The 14,097-nt window shown below is 68.2% G+C and carries 13 protein-coding genes; 8 read left to right on the forward strand and 5 right to left on the reverse strand.

Translation table 11 applies throughout. The features are described 5' to 3' along the window. Positions 1-107: 107 nt before the first annotated feature. Positions 108-776, reverse strand: coding sequence for a spermidine synthase (locus tag AC3WJI_RS20015; RefSeq protein WP_492759061.1), 669 nt, complete (start codon positions 774-776; stop codon positions 108-110). A gap of 206 nt (positions 777-982) precedes the next feature. On the opposite strand from AC3WJI_RS20015, the gene AC3WJI_RS20020 reads away from it, so the two are divergent. Then, on the forward strand, positions 983-1,321 hold the full coding sequence (locus tag AC3WJI_RS20020) for a hypothetical protein (RefSeq protein ID WP_492759062.1): 339 nt from the start codon (positions 983-985) through the stop codon (positions 1,319-1,321). A gap of 37 nt (positions 1,322-1,358) precedes the next feature. Here AC3WJI_RS20020 and AC3WJI_RS20025 read toward each other — a convergent pair whose 3' ends face one another. Beyond that, on the reverse strand, positions 1,359-2,696 hold the full coding sequence (locus tag AC3WJI_RS20025; RefSeq protein WP_492759063.1) for a DNA-packaging protein: 1,338 nt from the start codon (positions 2,694-2,696) through the stop codon (positions 1,359-1,361). After that, the gene (locus tag AC3WJI_RS20030; protein WP_492759064.1) at positions 2,686-3,195 is read right to left on the reverse strand and encodes a hypothetical protein; all 510 of its coding nucleotides are present in this window, start codon (positions 3,193-3,195) and stop codon (positions 2,686-2,688) included. The genes AC3WJI_RS20025 and AC3WJI_RS20030 overlap by 11 nt, the downstream gene beginning before the upstream one ends. 280 nt (positions 3,196-3,475) lie before the next feature. Between AC3WJI_RS20030 and AC3WJI_RS20035 the strand changes: the two genes are divergently transcribed. The 3 genes from AC3WJI_RS20035 to AC3WJI_RS20045 all read left to right on the forward strand — a co-directional run bounded on the left by AC3WJI_RS20035 (position 3,476) and on the right by AC3WJI_RS20045 (position 8,045). Continuing rightward, positions 3,476-4,627 (forward strand): hypothetical protein, encoded by a 1,152-nt coding sequence (locus AC3WJI_RS20035; RefSeq protein WP_492759065.1) that lies wholly within the window; start codon positions 3,476-3,478, stop codon positions 4,625-4,627. A 181-nt stretch (positions 4,628-4,808) separates the two neighbouring features. Beyond that, complete coding sequence (locus AC3WJI_RS20040; RefSeq protein ID WP_492759066.1) at positions 4,809-6,959, forward strand: TonB-dependent receptor; 2,151 nt, start codon at positions 4,809-4,811, stop codon at positions 6,957-6,959. Positions 6,960-6,962: 3 nt separating this feature from the next. Further along, positions 6,963-8,045: a PepSY-associated TM helix domain-containing protein gene (locus AC3WJI_RS20045; protein WP_492759067.1), complete on the forward strand. Its 1,083-nt coding sequence runs from the start codon at positions 6,963-6,965 to the stop codon at positions 8,043-8,045. Here the strand turns inward: AC3WJI_RS20045 and AC3WJI_RS20050 are convergent. Continuing rightward, entirely contained in the window at positions 8,023-9,222 is a 1,200-nt protein-coding gene (locus AC3WJI_RS20050) for a DUF418 domain-containing protein (protein ID WP_492759068.1), read from the reverse strand. The two genes, AC3WJI_RS20045 and AC3WJI_RS20050, sit on opposite strands and share 23 nt — an antisense overlap. Positions 9,223-9,513: 291 nt before the next feature. Between AC3WJI_RS20050 and AC3WJI_RS20055 the strand changes: the two genes are divergently transcribed. The 3 genes from AC3WJI_RS20055 to AC3WJI_RS20065 are packed head-to-tail and all read left to right on the forward strand — an operon-like array spanning position 9,514 to position 13,168. Then, on the forward strand, positions 9,514-11,178 hold the full coding sequence (locus tag AC3WJI_RS20055; protein WP_492759069.1) for a sensor domain-containing diguanylate cyclase: 1,665 nt from the start codon (positions 9,514-9,516) through the stop codon (positions 11,176-11,178). Positions 11,179-11,234: 56 nt separating this feature from the next. After that, positions 11,235-11,441: a hypothetical protein gene (locus tag AC3WJI_RS20060; RefSeq protein WP_492759070.1), complete on the forward strand. Its 207-nt coding sequence runs from the start codon at positions 11,235-11,237 to the stop codon at positions 11,439-11,441. A gap of 32 nt (positions 11,442-11,473) precedes the next feature. Next, the gene (locus AC3WJI_RS20065; protein WP_492759071.1) at positions 11,474-13,168 is read left to right on the forward strand and encodes a long-chain-fatty-acid--CoA ligase; all 1,695 of its coding nucleotides are present in this window, start codon (positions 11,474-11,476) and stop codon (positions 13,166-13,168) included. On the opposite strand, the gene AC3WJI_RS20070 is transcribed toward AC3WJI_RS20065, so the two are convergent. Further along, positions 13,152-13,571, reverse strand: a complete 420-nt coding sequence (locus AC3WJI_RS20070) for an endonuclease domain-containing protein (protein ID WP_492759072.1) — start codon at positions 13,569-13,571, stop codon at positions 13,152-13,154. The genes AC3WJI_RS20065 and AC3WJI_RS20070 overlap by 17 nt on opposite strands. 114 nt (positions 13,572-13,685) lie before the next feature. On the opposite strand from AC3WJI_RS20070, the gene AC3WJI_RS20075 reads away from it, so the two are divergent. Further along, positions 13,686-14,057: a cupredoxin domain-containing protein gene (locus tag AC3WJI_RS20075; protein WP_492759073.1), complete on the forward strand. Its 372-nt coding sequence runs from the start codon at positions 13,686-13,688 to the stop codon at positions 14,055-14,057. Positions 14,058-14,097 lie beyond the last annotated feature (40 nt).

Below are 14,097 nucleotides of genomic sequence, written 5' to 3' on the forward strand. Positions count from 1 at the left end.
AGGGGTTGGGGTGGGGCAGTGCCTCAGGCGAAGCGCCTCGGTGAGACGGCTAGGCCCCACCCCAAACCCCTCCCTGAAGGAGAGGGGCTTCTTCAACAGCGCGCGGCCTACCGCCGCGTCGCGAACCAGATCACGTGGCGCGGCCCCTTGCCGTTGCTGCGCGCCTTGACGCCGACTTCCTCGACCGCGAAGTCCGCCTCGCGCAGCCTTCGTGCGAACGCCGCGTCGGGCGCTGCCGACCACACCGCCAATATCCCGCCGGTGCGCAAGGCCGCGCGCGCCGCGCTCAGCCCGCGCATGGAATAGAGCCCGTCATTGCCCGGCCGGGTCAGCCCGTCGGGGCCGTTGTCGACATCGAGCAGGATCGCGTCATAGCCGCCGCGCCCCTGCCGGATCAGCGCGCCGACATCACCCAGCACCACTTCCACCCGCCGGTCGTCGAGGCACCCCGCCGCCAGTTCGGCCATCGGCCCCTTCGCCCAATCGATGATCTTGGGCACCAATTCGCTCACCGTCACCCGCGCGTCCGCGTCCAGCCGCCGCAGCGCCGCGCGGAGCGTGAACCCCATCCCGTATCCGCCGATCAGCAGATGCGGCGCCGGCACGCGCAGCCGGTCGATCGTCATCTCGGCAAGCGCCTCCTCGGACCCGCTCATCCGGCTGTTCATCAATTCGTTGCGCGCGAGCACGATCATGAAGTCGCCGCCCCGCCGGAACAGCCGCAAGGGCTCGCCGCCGGGTACCTCTGCGGTATCGATCAATTCGCGTGGTACCATCGGGCGCCTATCCGCTTTGCCCGGCGCCGGCACAAGCTGCGATCGCGCGCTCGGCACGGCCACGCTGTTTTCGAGAGCGTAACGACTGCGCAATCATTTCTGCTGCATCGTGCGCAGGTGCCGCGGTACATTCGATGTTCCGGACTGGCCAGAGTGCCGCGTCAACCCATTGTCCGCCATTGTTCAAACCAAAGGCACCATGTTCAATGCCACGCACCTCGGCCGATCCTGTCCGGTATCTTCTCGACGCTGACCGGCGCGAGACTCTCGAATATATCGTGCTCGCCGCGCTTCTGGCCGGCCTCGCGCTCCTCGCATTCGTGATGAGCCTCCACGCAGCCTTGTCGCATGTCGATCTCTATATCGGGGCGGCATTGGCTACGATGCTCGCCTGTCTGCATCGCGCCGCCAGCGCGCGCGCGCAGTCGCGGCTGTCTGCCCCGCAGCGCCAGCATATCGAAACCAATCGCATGGCGCGGGTCCAGCAGAGTGACGCGAATGCTGCTCCCAAGCCGTCCTGGTCGAAGCGCATGCAGAGCCGCTGACACGGCTAGAGGGGAGGGTACGTCCCGCGCCTCCATCTCAAACCACCGTGACCCGCGCCGCCCCGCGCTTGCGCAGCATCAGCTCGCTCATCGCCCACACCAAGGCATCCGCGCGGTCCGGCGAGCGCCCCGGCCCCTCATAGCCGCCGCCCGCCTGCAGCCCGCACAATTCGTCCTCCAGCGCAGCGAACGCCCCCGCGTGCCGCACCTTGCCCGCCTCGTAGAGCATCGCCACCGGCTCGGCCCGCGCGCTCTTGCCGCGCGAGGCGTGGACCAGCCGCACCGGCAGGCCGCTATCGGCGCCGCGCAGCACGCTCGCCACCATGTCGCCGCCCTGGTTCTTCTCGGCGACCACGCGGTCGGCGCCATGCCGCGCCGCGCACGCCGCCACTGCGCGCGCCCAGCCCTCGGGCGAGGCGCCCGCCAGGCTCGCATCCTCCAGCACATAGCCGCGCCCGTCGCGTCCCAGCCCAACCGCGACGATCCCGCAGGCATCGCCCTCGGCACTCGCCGGCGGATCGACCCCGACCACGACCCGCGTCAATTCGGGCGCCGCCGCGATCCGCGCCCGCTCGACCAGCCGCCGGGTCCACAGCGCGCCGACGACATCCTCCAGCAATTCGCCGTCGAGCTCCTGCCGCCCCAGCCGCGTCCCCGCATAAGCGGCTTCCATCGCCGCGACGAAGCCCGGCGGCAGATGGGGATTGTCGCGCGTTCGCCCCTTGACCACCGCATCGCATCGCTCCGCCCAGCGCGCGACCTCGCGCATCAATTCGGTCGCCCGGGGCGTCGTCGTCACCAGCACCCGCGGCTTCTCGGCCTGGCGCAGCCCGAACATCAGATTGTCCCAGGCCGCGCGGCCCTGCTTGCCCCATTTGCCGACCTCGTCGCACCAGGCGGCGTGGTGCTCGGGCCCGCGCAGCCCCTCCGCCGCCGCCGCCGAATAGACATGCGCCGCCGCGCCCGACGCGAAGCGCACCTCGCCGCGGTCGCGCACCCAGCGGATCGGCTCCCCCGCATGCGCCACGCCGAGCAGCCCGCTCGGCCCCTCGACCATCACCCGCTGCACGTCCTCGCGCGTCGCGCCGACCAGCGCGTACCGCCCGTTCGGATTGTCGCGCGCCATCGCGCTGATCCACTCCGCCCCGGCGCGCGTCTTGCCAAAGCCGCGCCCTGCCCGGATCATCCACACCAAGGGATCGCCGCCGGGATCGAGCTGCCCGTCATGCGCCCAGATCGAGAAGCGCTCGGCCAGCTCGATGCTGTGCGCATCGCTGAGCCGCGCCAGCACCCGCGGCCATTCGCGCGCCGGCAGCGCGATCAACTGACGGAGCAGCGCGAGGTCCTCTGCCAGCGCCGCCGCGTCAGGTCGCATCCGAAAGCCCCAGCCGAGTCTTCGCGGCAGCAATCGCCTTGAGCAGCACGGCATTGGTTTCCTCGCGTGTCGCGGGCCGGCGCATGGCCCCCGACCGTCGCGCATCGAAGTCGCGCGTTTTGCCGCGATACAGGGCGAGGATGCGCATCGCTTTGTCGAAATCGAACGGCGGCGGCGCCTCCGCCGCGTCCTCGGCGCGGGTCGGGTCGGCGGGCGCGAGCGCAACCCCCGCCCCGCCATGCTCGAGCACCAGCGTTTCCAGCCGGTCGTAGCCGGTGGCGAGCGCCTCGCGCCACTGGCGCGCGAACTCGGGGTCGCGCGCCCGGCAGTAATAGGGCGTAGTCCGATGCACACCGGCCTCCGCCGCCGCGCGGTTGATATTGCAGGTCAGCGCGAGCGCATCGAGGAAGGCTCGCCGCTTCCCTGGGGTGAAATCGCTGAGCCGCGGCGTTCGCCGCTGGCACTGCCCGGTTCCTCGGGCGATGATCTCGTCGTCCACGGTCTGCTCCCGTATATGCAAAAGGGCCGTCGCGCCCTTCGGCGCTCCAGCCCTTCAAGAGGCCCGAAGGCCCCGACTCGCAATTCTTCAGCGTTCCTGTTTAGTACCTGATCAGCGTGACGCTGTCAAGTGCTTTTCACCTATCTGGTTATACCCAACCTGGCATGCGTCGCTCGGCAGCCGGCTGACTGCCCGCTCCTGCCGAAATCTTCAAAACCGATAGAATATCCGTCGACCGCGTAATATAGTTCACGCCTCCGGCTGCCGGGAGCGCCGATCCATGGCAAGTGACGACGTGCTTTCCTTGCTGAAGTACGCGACGCCGGTGATCGGATTACTTTCGGTCATCTGGAGCACGACGCAAAAGCTGACCTTCGAAGATGCCGCCGGCGCCAAGCGCCTGACGCTGCCCGGCCGCATCATGATCGGCTTCAACATCGTCGCGGCGGCGGTCAGCCTCCTGGCGATCGGGTTCGACTCGGTCGTGCGCCAGCAGCAGGCCGAGGCGGAGGCGGCGGTCAAGGCGGCCGCCACGAGGGAGGCTGCCGACAAGGAGCGCCGTAAGGCGCAAGTAGCGGAAGCGCAGCGCCAGGCCGATTCGCTCGCGCGGATCGAGGCGGATGCCAAGGAGCAGAGCCGCTTCCTCGAACAGCGCTTCCTGATCGTCAGCAATGCGGCCGCGCAACAGCGCAGGGACGCCGCCGTCTCGCTGGAGCTCGCGCGCCAATCGGCCCAGCGGCTTTCCGAGGCGGAGCGTACGCTGGCCGAGTTCGAGCGGATCAACTATCCGCTGCGCTCGCTCGAGGCCTTTGTCGCGCTCGAGCTGAATTTCGCCAACATGCCGGAGCTTGCGCCCTTATGGGCCGAGATCCAGGGGCGCACCGACCTGGCATCCCGCCTGGCGATCCGCGGCTTGCCGGAGGGCGGCCGCATCATCACGTTCCGGCCGTCGGACATCCGTGCCAACACCGCAAATCGCCTTCCCTACGCCACCACCGGAACGCAGATTCAGCTTGCTTTCCTGTCGCCCGAGGAGGCCGCGCGGCTCGGAAATCGGTCGGCGGCCGTCGACATTCAACCGATCGGCGATGCGCGACGCCCCGGCCCGCAATGGGTGGGCGTGACGATCGACACGCTCGAGGCGGATACGCGCGACCGCACGATCACTGCCTATTTCAGCGGCACGTACGAGGCCAAGCCCGAAGGGATGGCGCCGACGGGAGAGAAACTGTCGGTTGCGGAGGTGGCCCGGCTGGTGCCGGTTCTGACGATCGCGCGCGGCGAGAGCAATCCGGCAGGCCGCCGTCCGCCGGACCGGCTGGTCCGTGTCCGCTATCTAATCAACGGCACCGAGGCGCTGTCGGCAGCCCCGCGCGATATCCGCATCTCGGGTTCCTCGATGTTCTTCCTCGGCTCCGATCGTCGGCGCTAGACGGGAAGCGGCACCGTTCGCACTTGGGCACCCCTAAAGCGCATATCGCCGGCGCATAATAGAATCCGCCACAGGTGCCGGATGCGATAATCCCTCATCGCCCACGCTCCTTCTGCCATTGATACTTACTTGCAATAAGCCCCGGCGGACGTTAGCGACGCCCCGCCGCAAAGGGGAAAACATGCGCATTCGGGTCCGTTCGCTTCTCGCAGTCTCTTCGCTCGCGCTCGCCGCGCCCGCCCTCGCGCAGCAGGCGCCCGCGGACGGTACCGACGCCGCCCAGGCCGAGGAGCCGAGCGATGTCGTCGTCACCGGCGCACGCACGATCCTCCCCGCCAACGCGCTGCCGCTGACCATCGACGTGATCGACAAGACGGCGCTCGACCAGCAGGTCGCGATCGCCGGCTCGGTGGTCGACGCGGTCGCCAATCTCACTCCCAGCTTCTCGCCGACGCGTCAGAAGCTCTCGGGCGCCGGCGAGACCTTGCGGGGCCGCTCGCCGCTCTACGCGATCAACGGCATTCCTCAGTCGACGCCCTTGCGCGACGGCGCGCGCGACGGCTTCACCATCGATCCGTTCTTCGTCGACCGCGTCGAGCTGATCTACGGCTCGAACGCGCTGCAGGGGATCGGCGGCACCGGCGGCATCGTCAACCAGGTCACCGTCGCGCCGCCGCGCGCCGACGGGCTCAGCGGCCGCGGCCTCGTCCAGGGCAGCGCCGACACCGGCTTCCACGATGACGGTTTCGGCGGCAAGGTCGCCGGGTTGCTCGCCTGGAAGTCTGGCCGCTTCGACGCGATGGCCGGCGGCGCGTACGAGAAGCGCGGCGCATTCTACGACGGCCATGGCAACCGCGTCGGCACCGACCTGACGCAGGGCGAGACCCAGGATTCGCAGAGCTGGTCGCTGTTCGCGCGCTTGGGCTATGCGCTCGGCGACACGATGCGGCTCGACCTGATCGGCAGCCGCTTCGAGCTGAAGGGCGACGGCGACTATGTCGCGGTCAACGGCGACTATCGCATCGACCTGCCGACCAGCTCGGTGCGCGGCACCCCGCCCGGCGTGCCCGCGACCAGCCGCACCGAGAGCGTCGCCTTGTCGCTCACCGATCCGGACCTGTGGGGCGGCAATCTGGTCAGCCAGGTCTTCTGGAATCGCTCGCGCGACACCTATGGCGGCGAGATCGCCCCGATCGCGACGTTCCAGGACGCCCGCCTCGCGCCGAGCGGCACGCTGTTCGACCAGTCGCAGAATCGCTCCCGGAAATTCGGCGGCAAGTTGAGCTACGAGCGCGCGATCCCCGGCTTCGAGGCGCTCACCGCGACGCTCGGCTTCGATGCATTATTCGACAAGACCGAGCAGCGCCTGATCGCCACCGACCGCGTCTGGGTGCCGCCCGCCGAATTCCGCAGCCTCGCGCCCTTCGCCCAGGCCAATCTGGCGCTGTTCGACAAGAAGCTGCGCCTCGCCGGCGGCGTCCGCTACGAGAGCGTCAAGATCACGATCGACGATTACACCACGCTCGCGTCGTACAAAGGCGGCCATTTCGTGTCGGGCGGCAGCCCCTCGTTCAGCGACACGTTGGTCAATGGCGGCGTCATCGTCGAGCCGATCCCCGGCATCCGCGCTTATGCCAGCTATGCGGAGGGCTACACCGTCCCCGATGTCGGCCGCATCGCCCGCGCGATCGACCGCGACGGGGTCGACCTCGACAATTATCTGGACCTGACTCCGATCGTCTCCAACAACCGCGAAGTCGGGTTCGAACTCAAGCGCGGCCCGCTCGACGCCAGCGCGAGCTATTTCTGGTCGAGCAGCGATCAGGGCTCGCTGCTCGTGCTCATCGGCGGATCGTACGAGGTCCAGCGCCAGCGCGTCGAGATTGAGGGGCTCGAGCTCAACCTCGCGGTGCGCACCCCGCTGCCCGGGCTCAGCGTGACCACCGGCTATGCCCATCTGCGCGGCCGCACCGATTCTAACGGCGACGGCACCGTCGATCAGGACCTGGACGGCGCCAACATCTCGCCCGACCGCTTCAACCTCGCGCTCAGCTACGCCGCCGGCCCGGTCTCGGCGCGGGTGCAGAACCAATTCTACCTCTCGCGCCGCTATGCCGGGCTCGCCCGCGCCTTCGATTTCGGCGGGTATAACGTCACCGACGCGAGCCTGCGCTACCAGACCGGCTTCGGCGGCCTGACGCTCAGCGTCCAGAACCTGTTCGACGAATTCTACGTCGATTATTACAGTGACACGGTCCGCCCCACCGACAACGCGCACTTCTTCTCCGGTCGCGGGCGCAACTTCACTCTCGGCTGGGACCTGCGGTTCTAGGCAATGAAGACGCTCGACCTGCTCCACCGCTGGACCGGCGGGTTGATCGGGCTGCTCCTCGCATTGATGGGGCTGTCCGGTGCGATCCTGATCCACCGTGACGCCTGGGTCATGCTGCCCCATGCCGGCGACGCGCAAATCCAGTCGACCGAGGCGATCGCCGCGGTCACCGAGCGTCTGTTCGCCGATCCCGCGACGCGCCCCCAGAGCCTGACCTTCGCCAGCGCCAATTTCGGGCTGGACCGCCTCGCCACCAAAAGCGACGGCGGCGCCTATACCGATCAGGCGGGCAATGTGGTGTTGAGCTGGGGCAGCCAGTGGCAGCGCCCCGAACTCTGGCTGTTCGACTTCCACCACCATCTCTTCGCCGGCGATACCGGCGAGACGGTGATCGGCGTTGCCGCGCTGATCGGGCTGTTCTTCCTGATCTCGGGCCTGATCTTGTGGTGGCGGACGCGCAAGACCTTCGCCTTCCGCCTGTGGCCCGCGCGGATGACCCGCCCCGCGATCGTCCGCCAGCACCGCGACCTCGGCATGGTCATGGCACCCTTGCTCGCTTTGTCGCTGGTCACCGGCGCCACGCTCGTGTTCCGTCCCCTGACAGCGGTGCTGCTCGGCCCCTCGGCCCCCGCGACGATCGACAAGGCGATGAAGGCCCCCAAGGCGCCGCCCGCCAAGCTCGCCGACCGGCTCGACTGGCGCGCGATGATCGTCACTGCGCGCACGCTCTATCCGCAGGCCGAGTTCCGCAGCCTGGCCATGCCGCGCGGCAAGAGCGGCACGATCACGCTGCGCATGCGCAGCCCGCAGGAATGGCTGCCCAACGGCCGCACCACTTTGTGGTTCGCCGCCGACACCGGCGCACTGATCGCCCACCGCGACGATTCGCAGCTCCCGACCGTCGTCAAGGCCTACAACACGATCTACCCGCTCCACGCCGCGAAGGTCGGCGGACTCGCGTATCGCCTCGTAATGACCTTGTCCGGCCTCACCCTTGCGACCCTCGGCAGCTTCGCGGTGTGGAGCTTCTGGTTCCGCCGTCCCAAGCCGCCCCGCAGACCGGTCAGCCGATCGCCGCGCCCCTGAACGGAATGTCGCGCCGCAAATAGGTGAGCGCGCGCCAGACATATTCGACCGGTCCGTAGCGGAAGCGCCGCAGCCACCAGCGCGCCAGCAGCAATTGCCCCGCGATCGCGCCGAGCCCGACCCATAGCCGCACCAGCTGGTTCCAATCGTCGTGCAGTCCCAGCCCGAAGCCGTAGAATATCGGCACGAACACCAGCGACTGGAGGATGTAGAGCGTCAGCGTCACCCGCCCCACTCCCGCCAGCGGCCGCAGCAGCGCGCGCGCCGGCGTCTCGAACAAGGCGAGCAGCACCAGGAACCACATCGCCGTCCCCGCCAGCTCGAACCAGCTGCCGAGCAGATAGGACAGCCAGCGGTCGGACGCTTCGCCATGATGCTGCGCCGCGAACCACGCCTTCACCCCGTCGCGCGTCCGATAGATCGCCACCGCCATCACGGTCGCCACCGCCAGCGCGATCCACCGCGCGCGCGCAAAGTCGCCGAGCCGCGTGAAGAAGCCGACCCGCCCGAGCACCATCCCGACCAGATACAGGCCGAGGATCTGCAGCGTCCGCCCCGATTCCACCATGAACCACCATTTGGGCAGTTGCCCGGTCCACAGATTGGCGCGCAGATGCTCGGCGAGGTTGCCGTGCAAATACACCGCCATCGCCGGGTCCTCGAGATAATGCGGCGGCGCGTTCGCCCATTCGGCCCCCGCCATCGCCGCAGCCAGCTGCACCAGCATCACCGGGCTCGCGAAGCAGAAGGCGGCGACCGCGATCAGCACGCGATTGTCGCGCACGCGGTGGAAGGCGAGCAGCAGCAGCCCCATCAGCGCGAGCAATTGGATGATGTCGCCGCGATAGATCACCGCATGCGCGAAGCCGATCCCGAACAGCACCGCCAGCCGCCATGCGAAGCGCGCGCTGAAATCCACGCCGCGCCGCGCCGCGCGGTCCATCAGCACGAAGAAGCTGAATCCGAAGCAGAGCGCGAGCAGCGAGAAGCTCTTGCCCATGAACAGCAGGTACACGGTGTTCGAGACCGGCCCGTCCTTCGGATCGGCCCAGTACAGCTCGTAGCTCTCGATCATGTGGACGAGGAACAGCGCCATCAGCGCGAACCCGCGCACCACATCCACCGATTCCAGCCGATCGTCCGTGGCAGCGCGCCTCGCGGCCCCTGCTTCCTGCATGCGCAACTCCTTGTGCGCGCAGGCTTTAGGGTCCGCACGCACCCCCCGCAATGCCCGCAACCGCGCCGGTTTCGGACGGTCGCAATATCCTCCCCCGCCCAGGGGGAGGTGGCGCCGAAGGCGACGGAGGGGGAGGGCTCACTGACACCTCCCGCTGGCGGGGGAGGATAATGGGCCAGCCCGCCCCCCACCCCAATGCACCGAAATCCGCCTCGGCACCGCCGCACTTTAACCGGTTGTTCGTCATGCGGGCCGTACCCTTGCCGCATGGTCGGGGGGATCATCAGGCTGTTGCTGGCATTCGCCGGCTGCATCGCGCTGCTTTGCGGCGCGGGCATTTCTGCGCATGCGCAAACCGGCGTCGCGGGCACGCCGCTCACCACCTGCGTGCTGCGCGACAGCGGCGGCTTGGATCCCGCCGCGCTGCTCCGCCAGCCGAGCCGCTTCGATTGCACCACCGAACAATATCGCCTCGGCGCGGGCGATTTCTGGGTGCTCTCGCAGGATATCGGCAGGGTTTCGCAGCCGCACCTGCCGCTCAACGTCCGCATCGCCAGCCTGTGGCAGGACCGGCTGTCGCTCTATATCCTCTACGCCGACGGCAGCATCGCCGCGCAGACCACCGATGCGCGTGGGATCACGCCGCTGATCCAGCTCGGCGCGATCGCCGAGCAGCCGATCCCCGCCCGCGCCGCGCCGGTCGTCCGGCTGCTCTGGCATGTCGAAGGCGCGACCAATGTGCGCGGCGTCGTGCTCGGCGCCCGCCTCTCGACCATGCGCGAGAGCGAGCATGCCAATCTCGCAATGGCGGCGCTCTACGCCGCGTTCGGCGGGCTCGCGGTCGCGTTGATCATCTACAATCTCGCTTTGTGGGGGGCGCTGCGCCACCGCTTCCAGCTTTATTACTGCCTGATGGTCGCCTTGCTGCTGGGCTATACCTTCTCGTCCTCGGGCGCGCTCGCCTGGGCCTGGCCCGAGATCGCCAACAATACCCGGCTGCGCACCAATTTCCTGCTGCTCGGCGGCGCCGGCACCGCCGCGCTCGCCTTCGCGCGCAGCTTCTTCGAGGCGCGCGTCTTCGACGGCTGGCTCGGGCGCTACGCCACCTGCGTCGGCGTCGCGCTGAGCGGGATCGGCGCATTCTATTTCCTCACCGCCCCCTTCGCGATCCGGCAGGTCGACCTCGCCTTCACCTGCGCGTTCGTGGCGCTTTCGGCCGCAGTGATCCCCCTGCTCTGGCGCGCGTGGCGCGTGCGCAGCAATTATCTGTGGCTGTTCGCCCTGGCCTGGGGCGCCCCCGTCCTGACCTCGGCGCTGCGTGCCGTGGCCAACCTCCATTTGATCGCCTGGGACTTCTGGATCGACAATTCGACGCTCCTCGCCATCATGGTCGAGGCGATCGTATCGTCGCTCGCGGTCGCCTATCGCATCAAGCTGCTGCGCGCCGAGCGCGACGACGCGATCGAGCGCGAAGTGATGATGCGCCGCCTCGCCGACACCGATCCGCTCACCGGCCTGCTCAATCGCCGCGCCTTTCTCAGCCAGGCGATCGGCCGCGTCGGCGAGCAATTGCTGCTCATCATCGACCTCGACCATTTCAAGCGCGTCAACGACACGCTCGGCCATGACGGCGGCGACGAGGTCCTCCGCGTCTTCGCCCGGATGCTGCGCACGACGGTGCCGCAGGGCACCTTGGTCGCGCGCATCGGCGGCGAGGAATTCGCGATCCTCACCCCCGCCGAAACGCCGATCGAGCCCGAGGCGGTGCTCGCCCGTCTCCGCCAGATGCGCATGCCGTTCGACGTCAAGGTGACCGCCAGCATCGGCACCTGCCGCGGCACGCTCGCCAGCGAGGTCGAATGGAAGGCGCTGTACCGCATCGCCGACTCGGCCTTGTTCGACGCCAAGTCCGCCGGGCGCGACCGCGTCCGCAACGCACTTCGCGAAGCTGCCTGATTCGCTTGCCGCCCGCCGGCGCCGGGCTTATGCTCGCGACCGAGGGAGAATTGGGGATGATCAAACACCGTCGGCGCGTCGTGATTGCCTTGGTGGCGCTGTTTGCGTTTGCCCTGTGCGCCGCGCCGCATCCCCGTGCCGACATCCGCATCCTCGCGCAGCGCCCGGACGATATCGCGCCGCAACGCGTCCACGCGATCGTCAATATCGGCCTCGCCTCGGTTTCGGTGCTCGTCACCTGGAGCAAGCGGCTCGGCTATTGAACGATCGCCGCGGCTTGCTTACACCCGTGTAAATGACCGATCCCGAGACCGTCTGGCGCACTGCATTTAATCATCCCGGCCAATGGGATACCGCTTTCCCGCCGGCATCGATGGTCGATCTGTTCGAGGCGAGCGCCGCGGCCCACCCGCACGCGCCCTTGCTCGATTTCATGGGCCGCAAATACAGTTACGGCGAGACGCTGGACGGCGTCCGCCGCGTCGCCTGCGGCCTGCGCGAACTCGGCTACGGCCCGGGCGACCGCATCGGGCTCTTCCTGCCCAACGTGCCCCATTATGTCGCGGCCTATTACGGCATCCTCAAGCTCGGCGCGACCGTGGTGAATTTCTCGCCGCTGTATTCGGTCGAGGAGCTTGCGGCGCAGGTCGCCGATTCGGGCACCAGGGCCCTGTTCACCTTGTCGGCCTCGGCGCTGCTGCCCACCGCCCTCAAGGTGCTCGAGCAGAGCGCGCTCGAGCGGCTGGTGGTCGGCTCGGTCGCGGGCGCGCTGCCGCCTGCCAAGTCGCTCTTCTATCGCTGGTTCAAGAGCAAGGAAGTCGCGCCGCGTCCCGACGATTCGCGCATCCTCGCTTTCTCCAAGCTGATCGCCAATCAGGGCGCCTGCGAGCCGCTGGCGCTCGACCCCGAGCGCGACGTCGCGCTGATCCAATATACCGGCGGCACCACAGGCGTCCCCAAGGGCGCGGTGCTGACCCATCAGAACCTCTCGGCCAATGCCCGCCAGGTCGCCCAGCTCGATCCCGAATTCGGCAAGACGCAGGATACGATCCTCGGCGTGCTGCCCTTCTTCCATGTCTTCGCCAACACCTGTGTGCTCAACCGCACCGTGATCGCCGGCGGCGAGATCGTCATGCTGCCGCGCTTCAACGCCAAGCAGGCGCTCGCCGAGCTTCGCCGCACCCGCCCGCGCTCGCTCCCCGGCGTGCCGACCATGTATCAGGCGCTGCTCGACGCGCCCGGCATGAAGCCGTCGGACTTCAGCTCGCTGCGCTACTGCATCTCGGGCGGCGCGCCGCTTCCGGCGCAGCTCAAGGAAGAATGGGAACGCGTCACCGGCGCGCGCGTGATCGAGGGCTATGGCCTGTCCGAAAGCTCGGGCGTCGTCTCGACCAATCCCTATGACGGGCTCAACAAGCCCGGCACGATCGGCCAGCCGCTCCAGGCGACGCGCGTCCGCCTCGTCGACAAGGAGGACCCGACCCGCCCGCCGCCCGAAGGCGAGCCCGGCGAGATCGTCGTCTCGGGTCCGCAGATCATGCAGGGCTATTGGAACCGTCCCGACGCCGATGCCGAGACCTTCGCCGAAGTCGATGGCGAGGGGCACTGGCTGCGCACCGGCGATGTCGGCACGATCGACGGCGACGGCTATATCCGCATCGTCGACCGGCTGAAGGACATGATCGCGGTCGGCGGATTCAAGGTCTTCCCGAGCCAGATCGAGGCCGTGCTCTACCGCCATCCGGCGATCAAGGAAGCGCTCGTGATCGGCTTGCCCGACCCCTATCACGGCGAGCTTCCCCACGCTTATGTCGTGCTCGACGAGGACGCCGAGCCGATCTCCGGTCCGGAGCTCAGCCTGTGGCTCAACGCCCAGCTCGGCAAGCACGAGCGCGTCAGCCAGGTCGTCGTCCGCGAAAGCCTGCCCAAGACGATGATCGGCAAATTGAGCCGCAAGGATTTGATCGCAGAGGTCAGCGCGGTCCACTAACCAGATCCTCCCCCGGAGGGGGAGGGGAACCGCCGAAGGCGGTGGAGGGGTAGTCGCCACGGGCGACGGCGACGATGTGACGCATCACGACCTCCACATCGCGTAACACATCACGCGCAGCGACGCGGCATATCGTCGCGCCCTGCGAAGTCAGCCATCTATCCCTTTCGACATCGCGCGCCGGCCGATCGCCCCGTTCATGCGCCTCGCCATCGACTTCGATAACGAGGCGACATTCGGCACAAAAGAAATCGAGCACATAACGGCCCGCCGGATGTTGCTTGCGGAATTTGAGTCCCGCCGGCCGCGTGCGAAGCGCCCGCCAAAGCAATATTTCCGGCAGGCTCATCTGCCTTCGGAGCGCCGCGGCACGCTTTTGGGTCAATTTCGGGCCATGAAGCATGCGGCCAATACCCCTCCACCAGCTTCGCTGGTCCCCCTCCCCCTCCGGGGGAGGAACTGAATATTGCACATGCCTTGCGCCCCTCCTAGGCTCCGCGCCTCTCAGGAGGTCGCCATGCCGCCCCGCAGTCTCGCGCCCATCGCGCTTCTCGCGCTCACCGCCGCGGCCCCCGCCGAGCAGCGCCTCGACGTCGCCCTGTCCAACTTCGCGATCACCCCCGCAACGATCGCCTTGGTCCACGGCCAGCCTTATGTTCTCCACCTGACCAGCAGCGGCGGCCACAGCTTCGCCGCCAAGGCCTTCTTCGCCGCCGCGACGCTTCCCGCCGCCGATCGCGCGCGCATCAAGGACGGCAAGATCGAACTCGCCGGCGGCGCCAGCGTCGACCTGCACTTCACCGCCCCGGGGCCGGGCGCCTACCCGATCAAATGCACGCACTTCCTTCACGCCAGCTTCGGCATGACCGGCAAGTTCGTCGTGCGCTGACCTATCTAAGCCCCTCCCCTTCAGGGGAGGGGTTGGGGGT

It is taken from the genome of Sphingomonas sp. FW306-1B-B10E, assembly GCF_058782005.1.

Excerpts from the sequence above, each read along its gene's own strand:
- AC3WJI_RS20015 (WP_492759061.1), bottom strand. The coding sequence starts at position 776 with ATGGTACCACGCGAATTGATCGATACCGCAGAGGTACCCGGCGGCGAG.
- AC3WJI_RS20020 (WP_492759062.1), top strand. The coding sequence starts at position 983 with ATGCCACGCACCTCGGCCGATCCTGTCCGGTATCTTCTCGACGCTGAC.
- AC3WJI_RS20025 (WP_492759063.1), bottom strand. The coding sequence starts at position 2,696 with ATGCGACCTGACGCGGCGGCGCTGGCAGAGGACCTCGCGCTGCTCCGT.
- AC3WJI_RS20035 (WP_492759065.1), top strand. The coding sequence starts at position 3,476 with ATGGCAAGTGACGACGTGCTTTCCTTGCTGAAGTACGCGACGCCGGTG.
- AC3WJI_RS20040 (WP_492759066.1), top strand. The coding sequence starts at position 4,809 with ATGCGCATTCGGGTCCGTTCGCTTCTCGCAGTCTCTTCGCTCGCGCTC.
- AC3WJI_RS20045 (WP_492759067.1), top strand. The coding sequence starts at position 6,963 with ATGAAGACGCTCGACCTGCTCCACCGCTGGACCGGCGGGTTGATCGGG.
- AC3WJI_RS20050 (WP_492759068.1), bottom strand. The coding sequence starts at position 9,222 with ATGCAGGAAGCAGGGGCCGCGAGGCGCGCTGCCACGGACGATCGGCTG.
- AC3WJI_RS20060 (WP_492759070.1), top strand. The coding sequence starts at position 11,235 with ATGATCAAACACCGTCGGCGCGTCGTGATTGCCTTGGTGGCGCTGTTT.
- AC3WJI_RS20065 (WP_492759071.1), top strand. The coding sequence starts at position 11,474 with ATGACCGATCCCGAGACCGTCTGGCGCACTGCATTTAATCATCCCGGC.
- AC3WJI_RS20070 (WP_492759072.1), bottom strand. The coding sequence starts at position 13,571 with ATGCTTCATGGCCCGAAATTGACCCAAAAGCGTGCCGCGGCGCTCCGA.
- AC3WJI_RS20075 (WP_492759073.1), top strand. The coding sequence starts at position 13,686 with ATGCCGCCCCGCAGTCTCGCGCCCATCGCGCTTCTCGCGCTCACCGCC.